Origin of the sequence: Streptococcus cuniculipharyngis (assembly GCF_007859195.1) — a bacterium.
GTDB lineage: Bacteria > Bacillota > Bacilli > Lactobacillales > Streptococcaceae > Streptococcus > Streptococcus cuniculipharyngis.
Genome location: NZ_VOHL01000001.1, coordinates 564,515 through 579,020 on the forward strand (window position 1 = coordinate 564,515; position 14,506 = coordinate 579,020).

Annotated in this window: 14 protein-coding genes; all 14 read right to left on the bottom strand. The window is 45.5% G+C overall.

Annotated features, from left to right (window positions below; translation table 11 throughout):
* Positions 1-4: 4 nt before the first annotated feature.
* Entirely contained in the window at positions 5-1,267 is a 1,263-nt protein-coding gene (locus FRX57_RS02690) for a uracil-xanthine permease family protein (RefSeq protein ID WP_146566381.1), read from the bottom strand.
* Complete coding sequence (pyrR, locus tag FRX57_RS02695) at positions 1,267-1,803, bottom strand: bifunctional pyr operon transcriptional regulator/uracil phosphoribosyltransferase PyrR (protein WP_146566382.1); 537 nt, start codon at positions 1,801-1,803, stop codon at positions 1,267-1,269. The genes FRX57_RS02690 and pyrR overlap by 1 nt, the downstream gene beginning before the upstream one ends.
* A 176-nt stretch (positions 1,804-1,979) precedes the next feature.
* Entirely contained in the window at positions 1,980-2,888 is a 909-nt protein-coding gene (locus tag FRX57_RS02700) for an RluA family pseudouridine synthase (RefSeq protein WP_146566384.1), read from the bottom strand.
* A complete protein-coding gene (gene lspA / locus FRX57_RS02705; protein ID WP_146566386.1) occupies positions 2,872-3,333 on the bottom strand; it encodes a signal peptidase II in 462 nt (153 codons plus the stop codon). Before lspA ends, FRX57_RS02700 begins: the two co-directional genes overlap by 17 nt.
* Positions 3,330-4,244 (bottom strand): LysR family transcriptional regulator, encoded by a 915-nt coding sequence (locus FRX57_RS02710; RefSeq protein ID WP_146566388.1) that lies wholly within the window; start codon positions 4,242-4,244, stop codon positions 3,330-3,332. Before FRX57_RS02710 ends, lspA begins: the two co-directional genes overlap by 4 nt.
* Before the next feature lie 389 nt (positions 4,245-4,633).
* A complete protein-coding gene (locus FRX57_RS02715; RefSeq protein ID WP_246100904.1) occupies positions 4,634-5,218 on the bottom strand; it encodes a PBECR4 domain-containing protein in 585 nt (194 codons plus the stop codon).
* Positions 5,219-5,488: 270 nt separating this feature from the next.
* On the bottom strand, positions 5,489-6,679 hold the full coding sequence (locus FRX57_RS07740; protein WP_246100906.1) for a peptidoglycan recognition protein family protein: 1,191 nt from the start codon (positions 6,677-6,679) through the stop codon (positions 5,489-5,491).
* A gap of 2 nt (positions 6,680-6,681) precedes the next feature.
* Complete coding sequence (locus tag FRX57_RS02725; protein ID WP_146566390.1) at positions 6,682-7,014, bottom strand: phage holin; 333 nt, start codon at positions 7,012-7,014, stop codon at positions 6,682-6,684.
* Positions 7,011-7,439: a hypothetical protein gene (locus FRX57_RS02730; RefSeq protein ID WP_246100908.1), complete on the bottom strand. Its 429-nt coding sequence runs from the start codon at positions 7,437-7,439 to the stop codon at positions 7,011-7,013. Before FRX57_RS02730 ends, FRX57_RS02725 begins: the two co-directional genes overlap by 4 nt.
* Position 7,440: 1 nt before the next feature.
* On the bottom strand, positions 7,441-7,710 hold the full coding sequence (locus FRX57_RS02735) for a CD1375 family protein (protein WP_146566392.1): 270 nt from the start codon (positions 7,708-7,710) through the stop codon (positions 7,441-7,443).
* Complete coding sequence (locus FRX57_RS02740) at positions 7,622-8,170, bottom strand: DUF1366 domain-containing protein (protein WP_146566395.1); 549 nt, start codon at positions 8,168-8,170, stop codon at positions 7,622-7,624. Before FRX57_RS02740 ends, FRX57_RS02735 begins: the two co-directional genes overlap by 89 nt.
* On the bottom strand, positions 8,167-8,376 hold the full coding sequence (locus FRX57_RS02745; protein ID WP_146566397.1) for a hypothetical protein: 210 nt from the start codon (positions 8,374-8,376) through the stop codon (positions 8,167-8,169). Before FRX57_RS02745 ends, FRX57_RS02740 begins: the two co-directional genes overlap by 4 nt.
* A 13-nt stretch (positions 8,377-8,389) precedes the next feature.
* On the bottom strand, positions 8,390-13,645 hold the full coding sequence (locus FRX57_RS02750) for a gp58-like family protein (protein WP_146566399.1): 5,256 nt from the start codon (positions 13,643-13,645) through the stop codon (positions 8,390-8,392).
* A gap of 11 nt (positions 13,646-13,656) precedes the next feature.
* The gene (locus FRX57_RS02755) at positions 13,657-14,502 is read right to left on the bottom strand and encodes a phage tail domain-containing protein (RefSeq protein ID WP_146566402.1); all 846 of its coding nucleotides are present in this window, start codon (positions 14,500-14,502) and stop codon (positions 13,657-13,659) included.
* Between the last annotated feature and the right edge of the window lie 4 nt (positions 14,503-14,506).

Consider the following 14,506-nt stretch of genomic DNA (forward strand, 5'->3'; position numbering starts at 1 on the left):
TTTTTTAATCTAAATCTGGTAAGATTTGATAAAGAATCACTCCCAAGAGAGTTGAGAAAGCAACTCCCGTAATTTGGAAGCCTTGAATTTGCAGCATGAGTCCCCCAATACCTGACACTAGAATCACGCTAGCAATCAATAAATTCTTCTTATTATCCAGGTCCACTTTTGAATCAATAAGAATTTTCAATCCACTGGCTGCAATAACTCCAAACAAGGCGACAGACAAACCTCCAATGACTGGCTTAGGAACAGAATGAATCAAAGCTGATACCTTGCCAACAAAACTAAGAACAATGGCCAAAACAGCTGCTCCAGCAATAACAGACACTGAGTAAACCTTGTTAAGTGCCATGACACCGATATTTTCTCCATAAGAGGTAACTGGAGGGGCACCAATAAATCCAGCAATAATTTGAGCCAAACCATCTCCTGTCAAGGTCTTATCCAGACCTGGGTCCTTAAAGAAATCACGCTCAGTTAAGCTGTTTAGGACAACTAAATGGCCAAAATGCTCAGTCATGGTCACAAAAGCTATGGGCGCCATGGTCAAGATAGCACTTGGGTAAATTTTGAATGGTTCACTCATCAAGGGAATATAGAGTTTAGGTAAACTCAACCAGCTAGCTGCAGCAACTTCCGTCAAGTTGACAAAATCCTGCCCCAAAATCAAACCATAGAGTAAGGCAAAGAGGTAGCCCGTACAAAGACCGAGCAGAATTGGAATAATGGCAATGAGTCCACGACCATATATGTTAAAGAAGATAACTGCCATGAGCGTGACTAGACCAATCACCACATAGTGAATATTATACTGGCCATCTTTTAACATCAAATCATTGACCGCAGTCGTTGCCAAACTTAAACCAATAACCATAACAATAGGTCCGACTACAATGGGCGGTAAAATCTTATCAATCCAGGCATTGCCGGCAAAGCGAACAATCATTGCCACTAAAAGATAGACTAGGCCTCCAACAATAGCTCCCTGAGCTACTGCTCCCATCCCATCGGTCTTTAATAAGCCCTGCATGGCTGTAATATAAGCAAAGCTCGACCCCATATAAGCAGGAATCTTAAATTTAGTCACTGACAAATGGGCCAAAGTTCCCAAACCACTGGATAACAGGGCTACTGTCGGGTCGATACCAACCAAAATAGGAACGAGAACTGTCGCCCCAAACATGGCACAGAGATGTTGTAGGGAGAGACCTAACAATTGACCTGGCCGGGGCACATCATGCACATCATATTTTACATTTTCCATTATTTTCCTCCTACATCCGTTAAGGTTGATAAACAAACACGATCTTGCCCATCAATCTCTTTCATGCCAACAATCACCTGCTCCTGAGAACTCGTTGGTACATTTTTACCAACATAATCTGCCCGAATCGGTAATTCACGATGCCCACGGTCAATCAGCACAGCCAATCCAACACGAGCTGGCCGACCCAAACTGACTAGATTATCAATGGCTGCTCGAATGGTTCTTCCAGTATATAGAACATCATCAACCAGGATGATATCCTTGCCAGTAATATCTAGGGGCATAGTGGTCGTGTTCTCAGCGAGCTTGACATCATCACGAAAGGGACGCGTATCTAACTCGCCAAGCGGCAGATCAAGCCCCTCACTTTGCTTTATCCGTTCTTGAATCCGTCTAGCAATATAGACCCCCCGTGTCTTAATGCCTACCAAAACTACATTATCCAGACTTTTGTGCCGTTCAATAATCTCGTATGTCATCCGTACAATAGTCCGTCTGATAGTCAAATCATCTAAGATTTCCTTAACTGCCATGTCAACCTCCTTTTGTCATTAGAAAAGAGCCTCCTTTAAGCAAGGAGGCTCCACAAAAATATCAATACAATCCACGACTGCATTACTTGTCTTTGTTGCTCCTTACCTGCCTCACGGGACAGTCCTTAAAGGATTTCTATTCATTGTTGATTAGTATAACATATTTCCAGAAGTTTTCAAGAGTTTTTTTGAGATTTTCGTAATTTTTCCAAGGTTTCCTGAAAAATCTCTGGCAACTCAGCTTCGAAAGTTAGTAATTCTCCTGTTTTAGGATGGGTAAAGCCCAAAGTTTGAGCATGCAAAAACTGACCTTGACCCTTGAGGGTTTTTCGCGGCCCATACAAGGGATCTCCCGCCACTGGGTGACCAATATAGGCCATGTGAACCCGAATCTGATGGGTACGACCAGTTTCCAAAACCACTGACACCAAACTATAGTCACCAAATCGTTCTAGGACTTGAAAACGGCTGATAGCCTCCTTGCCCTTGGCAGTGACAGCTTGTTTTTTACGGTCCTTGTCACTGCGACCAATCGGGGCATCAATAACACCACGGTCATTTGGTAAATTGCCATGAACCAGAGCCAAATATTGCCGATGCGATTTTTTGTCTTTTAATTCAGCAGCTAGTGCCTGATGGGCTGAATCATTTTTAGCAATCATTAAAAGGCCCGACGTGTCCTTGTCAATCCGATGGACGATACCTGGCCGGACAACACCGTTAATACTGGATAGGTTTTTGATATGGTAGAGCAGGGCATTGACTAGCGTACCGGAAGTATGACCCGCTGAAGGGTGAACCACCATACCTTGAGGTTTATTGACCACTGCAAGGTCCTCATCTTCATAGATAATGGCCAAGGGAAGGTCCTCTGCCACATAGTCTAGCTCTTCGACTTCTGGCACCTGGTAGCTAATAACATCGCCCAACTGGACCGCGTACTTAGCTTTCTTGGGCTGCCCATTGACCAGAACCGTCCCCCTTTTTATTTCCTCATTAGCCTGGGAACGTGACAAGACGGTCAAATCTGCCAAAACCTTGTCCAAACGGCTGCCAAGGCTATTTTCTTTAATTTCTAATTTCATCTTCTTCTCTCCAAAATACTAGCATGAGCAGGATCACCCCCAAGGTCAAGTAAATATCTGCTACATTAAAAATAGCAAAATCAATAACATCCAAATGAATCATATCAATCACGAAGCCCTGACGTAGGCGATCAATAAAGTTGCCCAAACCACCCGCAATAATCAAGACCAGAGCCAGGCTTTGCAACCAGTTTTTTCCTAAAGTCCGGAACAGGTAGTAAGTTGCCCCACTAATAACCAAGATGGTGACTAAGGTAAACAAGAGCTGCTGGTTTTGGAGCATGGAAAAGGCTGCTCCGTAATTTCTTAAGTAAGTCAGGCTAACCAGACCTGGCAAAAAAGGACGCAACTCTCCTAGGTCAATGTTCTTAACCGTCCACCACTTTGTCACCTGTTCAAGGGCAATCAAAATAACAATCAAGCCTATCACACTAACTTTTTTCATGCTTTTCTTCCTTTCCCTGCTTGCTCAAAATAGGTTTTCATGGTTTCCACGAACTTATCGGCACAAGGCGATAAGGCCATTTCTGAGCGCTTAACGTAAACCAAGTGATTGACGGAATCATCAGCCAAGGGGAGGGCAATAATTTGACCGGAAGAAGGGGGGACAAAACCGGACCCCGTCGCATAGGCATCTGTCTGTTCCAAAATCCCCGTCAACGTTGCCCGATCCGTCACATTAAAAATGGCTGAACTGGAACGACGATCTACCAAATGTTCAAAATAGTAGAGGTATTCATCCTTTTCTTGCGTGAAACGAACCGTGGGCAAATTAGCCAAATCATCAATGGTTAAGAGAGACTTTTCCGCCAAAGGATGTGCCTGTCTTAGGTAAATATGAGTTTGGAAGGTGGCTAATTCAATGTATTCCAAACCTTCTTGTTCCATCTTAGCCAAGAGACTGGGACGATTTTGCTCGTTGAGATAGATAAGGCCTAACTCACTATAGCCCTCCACAACTTCATCCAAAATCTGAATGGTTGTTGACTCAAAAATCCGAAACTGATTATACTCAGGGTAGGCTTTAGCAAACTGCAAAATCAAATCAGGCAAGAAATCATAGTGCTGACTAGCCAAGGAAAAATCACGATCACGACCGATTAATTGGGAATATTGATTTTCAAAACTCTCAAAATTAGTAACCAACTTCTGAGCCTTTTCCATAAAGAGCCTGCCCCGTTTGGTCAAGACCGCTCCCGTTGCCGTGCGGGTAAAAATCTTAAACCCCAACTCTTCCTCCAAATCCTTGATGGAAACCGATAGGCTAGGCTGGCTCACAAAGAGACTGCTCGCCGCCTCACGAAAAGTGCCGCTGCGAGCAATGGCCACCACATAACGTAATTGTTGAATATTCATCCTTATTCGCTTCTCTTTCCAGTCTAATACTCCCATTATAACAAAATTTTAGCTATTAAGCCGAAAAATTGCACAAAAAAACACTAGGCAAGGCTAGTGTTTACGAATTATTTAGCGATTGGGTAAACAGATACTTGTTGTATATAATAAAAGAAAACTATTTTATAATAATCTTGCAAACCTTAATAAATCAACAGTTTAACTTCTAAAAGATTCCTCCAAAATACCATATTCAATAATTATGGGTATCATTTTGGGTATCAAAAAAGCCCTCTGGATTTCTCCAAAGGACTTAATCTGAAATACAATGATAGCGGTTGGGCGGCGTATCCAACATCTCAGGTACTCTTGCGAGTGCGTCAGGAGCCTTTCTGACCTCATTATCATTTTTATAGCCACTTGATACCCGTAATTTTTGTTTTTCTAACCTTGTTATATTTTTGAGCTAGTGACCGATGTAAGGTTATCAACCGATAATAACCCTCTTTTGATTTTCTCAAGCCCAAAACAGTGACATGACGCCTATTTCCCTCAAAGAAAACCAAATCAAGGTTCATCGTGTTTCTTGATAAATCCTTGCGAATAAGACAATACTCCGTAGCTTGTCTGATAAACACATCCGCAATAAAAGGATAAAGCTCAACCCTTTGTTTTACCTCACGAAAGTTCGGTAATTTACTGAATTTTTCTAAACAAAAAATTCCACTTTCAATCTGCTCTAAGGTTTGACTAGCATAATCGCTTGTTAACTTATGCAAACCAAAAAGATGATGTAAATCCGTCGCCTGAAATGTGACAATCAACTGAGCCAAATCTTTATAGTTGGTTGAAACTTGACAAGTTTTCCCAACAAAATGTTCCCGATAATCACTGACAAGCTTTTTTAGTTCCACAATCAACTCCATGACAAAATAAAAAAGCACTGAGCAGGTTTCGACCCCTGCTAGGTCAACGATTAGTGAGGGGTAAATCACTAACTCCCCTTAGTGCTTCTTAGGCTTATCACCAGGGAACAGTTTTTTAGCTCTGCCAAGCCGCATAGTGTGCTTCAACTATACGTCTATGTCACCATAGATAAGTGAGTAGATTTAACGACTGATAGGTCGGAACAGAGGAAAGGGCTAATTTTACCGTTCTTGTTCATCCATATTGTCTCATATCGTATCATCTTTTGTCAAGATAAAGCCGATAAAACCCGATTAAAACAAAAAAAGCCCTTTGGAGAAATCCAAAGGACTTGAGTTTTATAATCGTTTCACATAAGTCAAAGCAATCCACCCTGCGCCACTCTTGAGCTTGCCCCACTCATGGCCATCTGCCGTCTTGGTTTCGGTAATGGTATAAACACCCATCTTGGCCACCCCACTTTTGGCAGCCGACAGGCTCGGAGCTTTTCTAACATTTAGGTCCTTGACCACCACCTTGACACGGAAACTCCCTGATTGGGCAACTGTTTCACTTTTTGCAAGACTTGCCCCCTTAGCCACCTCTTGAGCCATGCGGACGAGCTTGTCAAGGTCAATGTCACCTGGACAGGCTGTCGCACTAATGGACTGATGCGGCACGATATGGTTACGGTCAATGGGAATACCATACCGCTGGCAAATATCCGCAATCAACTTGGCCGAATTACGATAGGTTGCTTCCGAAATGGTCCAGTTAGGGGCTCCGCTATTGTTGAGGTGCTCAATCCCGATACTACGTTGGTTGGTCGGATAATCGCCCGCATGATAAGCGACAGACTCCTCACCGACACAGCCCCAAATCTTGTCATCAGCCACTTGGTAGTGGGCAGATGTTCCCACACCAGTTGCCACATACCAGGTCCGCCGTGCTGCCTCGTCGGATGTTCCCGCATTATGATGGATGACAATCAGATTGACCCGAGCACGGTTGTTATCGGCATTCATGACATTAGGGTCAACATGGGTCACCAAGCCAGAAAAGAGGTCGCCATTGACCCGCTTGGTCGGAATCCCCAAGCCTTGTTTTCCTTTCTGATAGCTTGACTTGAGCCTAAAGGCTGTTGGGTACAGGGCTGAATAGGGCAACTTGGCCAGATTAAAGGAAGACCCACCATTGGCATGACGGTATTTTCCCTCTTGATTTTGCCCAAGGAAAAGCCCCCAGCCATTGCCTGCGTCACTATCAAAAACCGCAATATGAGAATAAGGGGTGGACTGACTGACCTTAAAAACCACCACATCGCCAGCCCCTAGGCTATTGATGGGCACCTCGTCAAAATAGGTCAGCGTGCCATTGGTCTGCCGCTGCTCCCAGATGTCCTTGACATAGCCAGACACCGTGCAGTTGGCATAGGGCACACCGACATACTGGCACCACTTGGCATAGCCATCCCAACACTGCCAACCAAAAGAGCCATCCAGGTCAAAGCCCTTGTCCAGCACCTCACTTTTGAATGCTTGATAGGTCATTCTCACTCCTCCTTCCAGCTTTGACGCAACTGCCTAACCGCACTCTCCAAAAAGAGAGCCAATTCTTGGTCCGTCATGCTAATCTTGTATTTCTCCAGCTCACCCTGAGCCAGTCCCAAGGCACGGTTTAGCTTGGCCTGCCCCTTGATGGTCTGGTCCTGACTCATTTGTTCCACCGCATTAACGGCATTCTTGGCGATAATCTCAACGATTTTAACCAATTTTTCCCCACCCTTGGCCAGTAAATAACGCTTGATGGCCTGCACCAAGGATAGGGCCAACCCTGTCAAGACAGACAAAAAGCCTGCCATCATCAATTCTTGAACACTTGTCATTCCTCTACCTCCTTAATGGTTAGTTGCTTAAAATCATCATAGAGCCTGTCAATATAGCCATTACCACCCAGAGCCTTGTAATTACTATGCATCCGGGTGATAAAGGCAAACTCCTCACTGGTCGTATAACCCCGCTTGAAGGCAAGATTGATGTCTTTTTTCAAGCGATTGTACATGACAATGAGGTGGCTCTCATCGTGCAGGTCCAGCTTGTCATTGACCTGCTTGACCTCCTTGTTGTTGAGCTGGCCAATCTCCTGCACCACATTGACATCACTGCGGATAGCACCCAGCTCACCCTTCAACTCCTCAAAACGAGCCTTGCCCACACTCTCATTGGTCGAGGCCTTATAGCCAAAAAAGGCTGTCGCAATCATCCCAACAGTGGGGGCATAGTTAGAAATGATATCTAAAATGGTCACCATATCACCCTTTCTCATCTCGCTTAGGGCTATAATTGACCACCTTGTCATCAGCCAATTCCGGATAACCCATCAATTCCAGCTGGGCCTTGACCTTCTTTTTGAACACCCGAGGGACATCCTTAAAAGAAAAATCAAACTTCTCATCCACAATATTCATCGCCATTAACATTACCATCATCTTCTTACTCCGTTTCTTCATCTGTGTGATCGGTAGGACTGTCGCTACCGCCGACTTGCTCATCACTGCCAGTTGTCGCCAAACTTGTTTCATCGTCTTCATCCTTTTCTGCACCAGCATAAAACTCATTCACCATCTCCATCACCGAACCATTGAGAATCACAAACTTCTCCTCAATGAGTTGGAAACGCTGATTGCGTTCTGCCTCAGCCAGACCTAGACGCTCTTCCAAAGCTTTCTGTGAGCCCTGCATCTCATCAAACAAGGCCTTGGCCTCCGTCATAAAAGCCTTGACCCTAGCAGTTGTTGCTTCCAGCTCATCAATTTTCTGCACCGACTCAGCCATGGCACGGTCGGCAAACTCCGACTTAAAATAAGCCTCACGAGCCAAATCCACCAAGTCCATCTCACCCTTAGCTGTCTGATCTCCCAAGAGCTTCTCTGAAAAGGTCGCATAACCCCCACTAGTCGCAGACAGAGTCACCACCGTATGCGTGATAACCCCCATGTCATTATAGACAGGGTACTTCCCCTCTAGCTTCCAACTCCTCATGCTTGTCCTCCCTTATCTGTTTCAGCCGGTTGTGTTCTCTCATCAAGCAGAGCTTCCAGCTCATTCACTCGTGCTTGAAGTGATTCATTAAGCGACCTTACCTCTCTTAACTGAATCTCCCATAAATACTTGGTGGCTAGCTCATCAGCCAGACGACTAGTCAAGTCCTGAATCGCCAACCGCAACGCCTGATTAACCTCTTCCATCCGCTACTCCTTTCTATCTCATTCTATCTGCCCAGCCATTAACACCACTGTAGCCAATTTTATTAGCCAAATCTTTTAACATCATGGCCAACCGTTCCCCACCAATAATGATTTGATTGGCATAAATGTCCTCCCCATGGATGGTCTTGAACTTATTGCCCTCAGCCCCCAAATGGTGACGACGGCCATTGTCATTACGTGGGTAAAAGCGCAAATCATGACTGCCACTATAAGTCTCCAAAATCCAAGGTGACCGAGTGCTTCCCGTTGCCGCATCCTGAAAAACAATTCGGTCGCCAATCACGTCAATCATATCGGCCATATCAGCCTGACGCCCATTATTGACCCGCATGTTCCAAATCCTAAAACCAGCAAAACCACCGTCCTCAACACTCTCAATCCCATTACGATTGGACCCGATAATGGTCTGATTAGATTCAAAACTATCCTGCCATTGTCCGGTCTGGTTGAAGTGACCCGTCGCAAACTTGATAAACTGATTGCCATAGCCCGGAACTGCCCGCCTCATGGCTGGATTTTCAGTGAAAAAGTTAAGGGCACCCTCATTTAAATCCATCATCATGGCACCATTTTGAGCCGCTATGGTTTTTCCTTTTAACCAATCAATTAAAGCATATTCAATTTTGGAACGAATAAAACTCGCATCAAGACCAACCAGTTGATTGACATTAAGATTGACAATATCCACATTAGCCGCATTCAGTTGACCTGTCCTAATTTTACCAGCATCAAGATCAGCAATTTTAGCTGACGTAATCACCCCATCTTGAATATAAGTCTGGCCTGTAATTTGAACAAGCTGACCATCAATTTTTACAGAGCCATCACGATTTAGATTCAGTTGATTGAGGATGGTCCCTGAACTGGTCAAATTCCGTATCGCATAAGACCCAGCTAAATGACTGGTTTGCGTACTCACCGCCTGCAAGGCCGTCTCCCCATCTTCTGGCGCAGGCCGATAGTCCGTCAACAGGGCCCCATTTTCCAACTGAGGTCTTGCCACTACCACTTCCTGACCCGTCACCAAGTACAGATAAGCAATACTACAACGCCCAGCTTCACGATTCTGGGCCGAAAAACTGAGGCGCTCCCAACCGCCTTTCAGCGTCACAGTGGGCGATACCCCCGTTTGAGAATTACTGCTTGACCAATAGGCCTGTAGCCTCACTTGAGTCCCCTTTTGCCCATTGACCCAGTAAGACATTGTCCAAGGGCCCTCAGTGACAAAACAAGCGTCTTGAGCAATACCAGCTCCCTGACCAACCAACCTTATCCCTGACACCAGCTCATTGCCTGGAAAATCGAGAATTGTCATCTGTTCTGAACGCCCAGACCCCGAATGCCTAAAGGTGCCACTCTCCCAAGTCCCAGAGCCCTTTCTCATCTGACTAGACCCCCGTACCCAGTTTCGTCCACCGACCGACAGATTCTCCACCCTGGTCACCAAGCCATTAGCCGTCTGCACCACCTGACTCAGTGACTGTCCCTGCTCAGCAATGGTTCTCGTATGACTATCCACCGTGTCTCTAACCTCATGAAATTTACTGGTGGTTACCAGCTCCTTGTAGCTAGGCTCCCAAACCGACAAGGGAATATTCCCCTTGGTCAAGGTCGCCCATGCAGCGCTACCACGCCCATCAGTCTCAATCGTGAAGAAAGAAACCACGTCACCAGCATTGAGCCGCTTGGTCAAGGTAAAGGTCGCCGTCCAAGCATCAATTCGCTGATGGTAGGCCAAGTCCACCCACTGCCAGCTATCACTAGCATGTCTCCGCAGACCAAAATTCAGCCGACTATTATCACTTCGCCACCACCTCGTCGTGATGGTGTAGGTGGAGCCTACATACATCGGCTCACTGATGACAAAGTCCTTCTGATGAAGATTGGTCCAGCCAGCTCCACTATCTACCAAGAGATTACCAGAACTTTCCAGAGGGATTTTCCCCTCCACCTGACTGATTCTTGCCGTCATGCCCCGCTCAGATTGCTCAATGCTGTGAGACACAATGCCAGTCACATCCGCCCGTGACAGTTTGGTCTCAATCTTGCCGGCCATGGTCTGGATAGAACTTTCCGCAGTCGTCAGCCGCTGACTAGCACGGTCAAAGTCTGTCTGGGCCACCTTGGTCCTCACCGCATTGCCCAAAACCGTCAAGTCCGTCTGGGTTTGACTAACCGTCCGCTGCAAACCATCCGTCACCGTCTTATCAGCCTTGAGCAAAATCGCAGAGCTGGTTTGACGAATAGCGGTTTCCTGACGATCTACCGTCTGCTTGACACGGTCAAAGTCCGTCTGAGCCACCTTGGCACTCACTTCGCCAACTAACTGCCGAATTTGGGTTTCCGCAGTCGAAAGCCCTTGTTCTGAGGCAGTGACTTTCCTAGAGAGTTGCTCAATCCCACTAACCGTTTGACTCAGTTTGGTTTCAGCTGTCGTCAAGCGTCCTGTAACTTGGTCAAAATCTGTCTGTGAGACCTTACCTTCCAAGCCCTTAGCCGTCAGTCTCAACTCTGACTGAGCCTGGCTAACTTGCCGAATCAAATCATCCGTCGTCACTTGATCAGCTTTCAGCTGAATCTGATCTCTGGTCTGTTGGATAAGGGTTTCCTGACGATTAACCAAGCGCTTAGTTTGGTCAAAATCTTTTTGCGACACCTTTGAACTCACGTCACCGATTAACTGCCTGATTTGCGTTTCCGCCGTTGACATTTTCCTCTCGGATGCCACGATTTGACTAGACAATTGTTCAACCCCTTTGGCCGTTTGACGAATCGTCGTTTTCAGGGATTCCACCTCAGTCAAGCCATCTTCTGGTGCCGGTCCCGCATCCGTCAAAACCGCCCCCTTAACCAACTCAACTCGCCGAAAAGAAACAGAGCCAACCTCACTATACCCAAGAATAATCCGCCGATGACTAAAGTCGCTATTAGGTTTTAGGGTAAAAGTCAGCTCATAGCGTTCCCAAGAACTCGTCACATCAACCCGCTTAGACCCATGTCGCACAACCTGGTCGTAATTAGCTAGGCCATTGTCCCTGACCTCTAGCCAAATGTTAGGACTACCAGAATTAACCTTAGCTTCAACCGAAAGCGTATACGTTTGACCGACCTCCAAGTCCAAAAGAGCTGTACTATCTCTTTTACCGCCCTGACGACTACCACTGTCTGAATAAAGTTGAAATTGTCGCCAAGTCGGCGTTGACCCAGTGACCGTATAAACACCATTGACAACCTGCCAGTTGGGGGCCGACGCATCTCCCTGACTATACTCCCAGAGACCACGACTGAAATCATAGTCCTCCGCATAGTTACGACTACCAATAGCCTTTGGAATCTTGGCCACTGTTTCTCTGATTTCTGTCGTTATCCGATTACCCAATTGAGTAATGGCGCTCTCTGCACTAGACAAACGCCTTGAAGCCTGGTCAAAGTCCTGCTTTTTAACCGATTGAGCAATTCGATCCACCTGCACCTGCAAACTCGCTTCAGTGCTAGCCACTCGCCCTAATAACCCATCAACCGTCTGTTTCGAAGCTAACAGCTTAATCGCCTCCTTGGTTTGGGTCAGGTCCGTCTGTGTCTCAGATAGCTGATTGCCCAAGTTGGCTCTTAACCCATCGACCAAACGACTAGCCTCACTAACCGCCTGACTCTTAGCCAATGCTAGCTTTGTTTCAGTTGCCTGACGCTCAGTCGTCAGTAACTGCTTGGCCTCAAGCGTCGCACTCCGTCTAGCATCGCGTATTTTTAACTCTGTCGCCTGACGCTCCACCGTCACCAATCGCTCCGCCTCTGCCACAGCCTCTTCTTTAGCTACCCTAGCCCTGCTCAAGGCTCCCTGTACATCTGCCTGAGCTGATTGCCCCAAACGTTTAGCCTCTTCGGCTAGGGATTGACTACTATTGGCCTTAGCCAATAGACTAGCCATCTCCCGAGAACGACCGATCTCATTTTCCGCCATTTGGGCAGTGATACGCTGCAGCTCATCTGATAGTTCCGACTTAAAGCGTTCAACATCATTCACCACTGGCTCTGGTAACCATTCGGCCCCATTCCAATAATACAGTTTTGTTTCATCACCCACAGTCAAATAGAGCCTATCTCCCGCAATCAGTCTCCCTTTCGGTTGGTCAAGGGGCATTTCTGTTCCAAAAAAGACTTGGTTTTTCCCATTAGCTGATACCAAGGCTTTTTGAGCTACTTGTGCTACCGTGTCCATTTGAGAAAGGGCCTGCCCAATCTGTTTAGACGATTGAACCGTCGCAGATTCCTGCTTTCGTACTGTACCTAAATCATTACAAGTGACCTTATGAGAGATAAGAGTTCCCGTCACATCATACTGACTTGTAAAAGAAACGATACGAATACGCTCACGAAAACCAAGAGTTTCATTGATAGCCATAATATAATCACCAGCAACAGGTTGCTGATAATCATAGCCCGCTCGTGTCAAATCTTCCAAGTCCAACTGCACCGATACAGTATAAGAGGACTCTACATTTCTCTTGAGAGCATTTTTCAAACTTTCCACCTGTTTATAACGCTCATCAACCAAAGGGGCACCTTCTAGGCGACCATAAACACTGGCTAGTGGACTTTCATAAGCCACTTCTAATCGTCCCTTAGAATGGTCGTTTTCATCATGCCAAGCACCAAAACCTTTCTGATAGGTAATGAAATCGTTGATGTTTTTCTCAATTCTCAACTCGTTCATGTTGAAATTCTTTCGCACAATGGTGGATAAGTCCGTTCCCACTCGTGCCAGCAAACGAACCACTTTTCCTCTAACCTGAAATTCAACACCCGTAGACGAAATCATGTCATTAAATAAGGTCAACCGTTTCTTAAAGCCAAAAGAATCCTTTTCAAAGGCTTTAACCTGTAGCAAGGGATCTAAAACATACTGATAGCCACTACCTGCAAAAATAAAATCTAAGTAAGCAACAAAGGTATGAGAACCATTCGGTAATTGTTGATAAACAGATTGCTTCGAAAAATCCCAAAAGAATTGATGAACAGCATCAAAAGACACTTGCAGTTGATTTCCCTTATCCAAGGGCTTAGCATAAGTCACCACATAATACTCCTGATTGAAACGTAGTCGCCAGCCCTTATCAAGCTGATTAAGCACGTGAGTATTAGAGTAAATCTCACCACTAATTGACCGCTCACCATTAACTGAGTTCGTATAAGACAGGGTCCCCAATGCCCCATACTCTCTATCTTGCTCATCTAAAAAGATTAACAATTGATACCTCCTTATCTATAAAATTCTTTGAAATCCAACAAGCGAATACTCCCTCTAAAATCCGTCCGGTAAGGAATCTCTTGTAGCTGATTTGGTCGAATGACAAAATAATTATAATTAGTCCTAGCTGTTACACTATTGCCATTCAACGTGGTCCCAAGAGCAGAAATAAGGTACTTATCACCAGCTTGATTAGTCACTCCATGCTCATAGGTCCACCGCCTCCCATCAATTTCTAGGTAAAAATGCGTCTGACCACCAGTTGCCACCAACTCAACAACAAAAGGAGTTTCTAGCTGACTAGCCTCAGCAGTTCCCTTGTATGGAAAAACACCACCTGACAAGGACTGCGTCTTTGCCGCAGTTTCGCCAAATGGACTTTCAGCCGTCACAAAACTCAGTCTGACATCATATTTCAAGCCAGCTGTCGAACGACCAATAAAAGAAAATTCAATCTCACTATCCATCAGGACCAGATAACGATAATGCCAAGGACGATTACTGCTGGTCTGACTTGTAGGAAAATCGCCTGTTCGCTGACCAGGTAACTCAAATTGATAGAGACTATCTACCAAAGGAACCAACTTAGTGATATAAAATGGCCTGTCAGTAAATAACAGACCATTTAACTCATCTCGCTTACGGTGAAACTCTCTGATACTAGATACCATCAATCGGCCCGTTACTTTTATCGATTTATGGCTAAACCGTACACCATCATGAATAAAACCATGACGACCCTTGACATCACGTTTAGCCACCTCAATAACAGGCGAACCGTCAGAAACGACTATATTGTAGACACCTAAGTCTGTCAAACGACAGCTAATGTTTTCTTGCTCCAACAATAGATCCATAACT

Bases quoted from the DNA above. Each gene is read 5' to 3' on its own strand.
- FRX57_RS02740 (WP_146566395.1), bottom strand. From the start codon at position 8,170: ATGAGGAGTTGGAAGCTAGAGGGGAAGTACCCTGTCTATAATGACATG.
- FRX57_RS02725 (WP_146566390.1), bottom strand. From the start codon at position 7,014: ATGACAAGTGTTCAAGAATTGATGATGGCAGGCTTTTTGTCTGTCTTG.
- lspA (WP_146566386.1), bottom strand. From the start codon at position 3,333: ATGAAAAAAGTTAGTGTGATAGGCTTGATTGTTATTTTGATTGCCCTT.
- FRX57_RS02710 (WP_146566388.1), bottom strand. From the start codon at position 4,244: ATGAATATTCAACAATTACGTTATGTGGTGGCCATTGCTCGCAGCGGC.
- FRX57_RS02745 (WP_146566397.1), bottom strand. From the start codon at position 8,376: ATGGAAGAGGTTAATCAGGCGTTGCGGTTGGCGATTCAGGACTTGACT.
- FRX57_RS02690 (WP_146566381.1), bottom strand. From the start codon at position 1,267: ATGGAAAATGTAAAATATGATGTGCATGATGTGCCCCGGCCAGGTCAA.
- FRX57_RS02700 (WP_146566384.1), bottom strand. From the start codon at position 2,888: ATGAAATTAGAAATTAAAGAAAATAGCCTTGGCAGCCGTTTGGACAAG.
- pyrR (WP_146566382.1), bottom strand. From the start codon at position 1,803: ATGGCAGTTAAGGAAATCTTAGATGATTTGACTATCAGACGGACTATT.
- FRX57_RS02755 (WP_146566402.1), bottom strand. From the start codon at position 14,502: ATGGATCTATTGTTGGAGCAAGAAAACATTAGCTGTCGTTTGACAGAC.
- FRX57_RS07740 (WP_246100906.1), bottom strand. From the start codon at position 6,679: ATGACCTATCAAGCATTCAAAAGTGAGGTGCTGGACAAGGGCTTTGAC.
- FRX57_RS02735 (WP_146566392.1), bottom strand. From the start codon at position 7,710: ATGAAACAAGTTTGGCGACAACTGGCAGTGATGAGCAAGTCGGCGGTA.
- FRX57_RS02730 (WP_246100908.1), bottom strand. From the start codon at position 7,439: ATGGTGACCATTTTAGATATCATTTCTAACTATGCCCCCACTGTTGGG.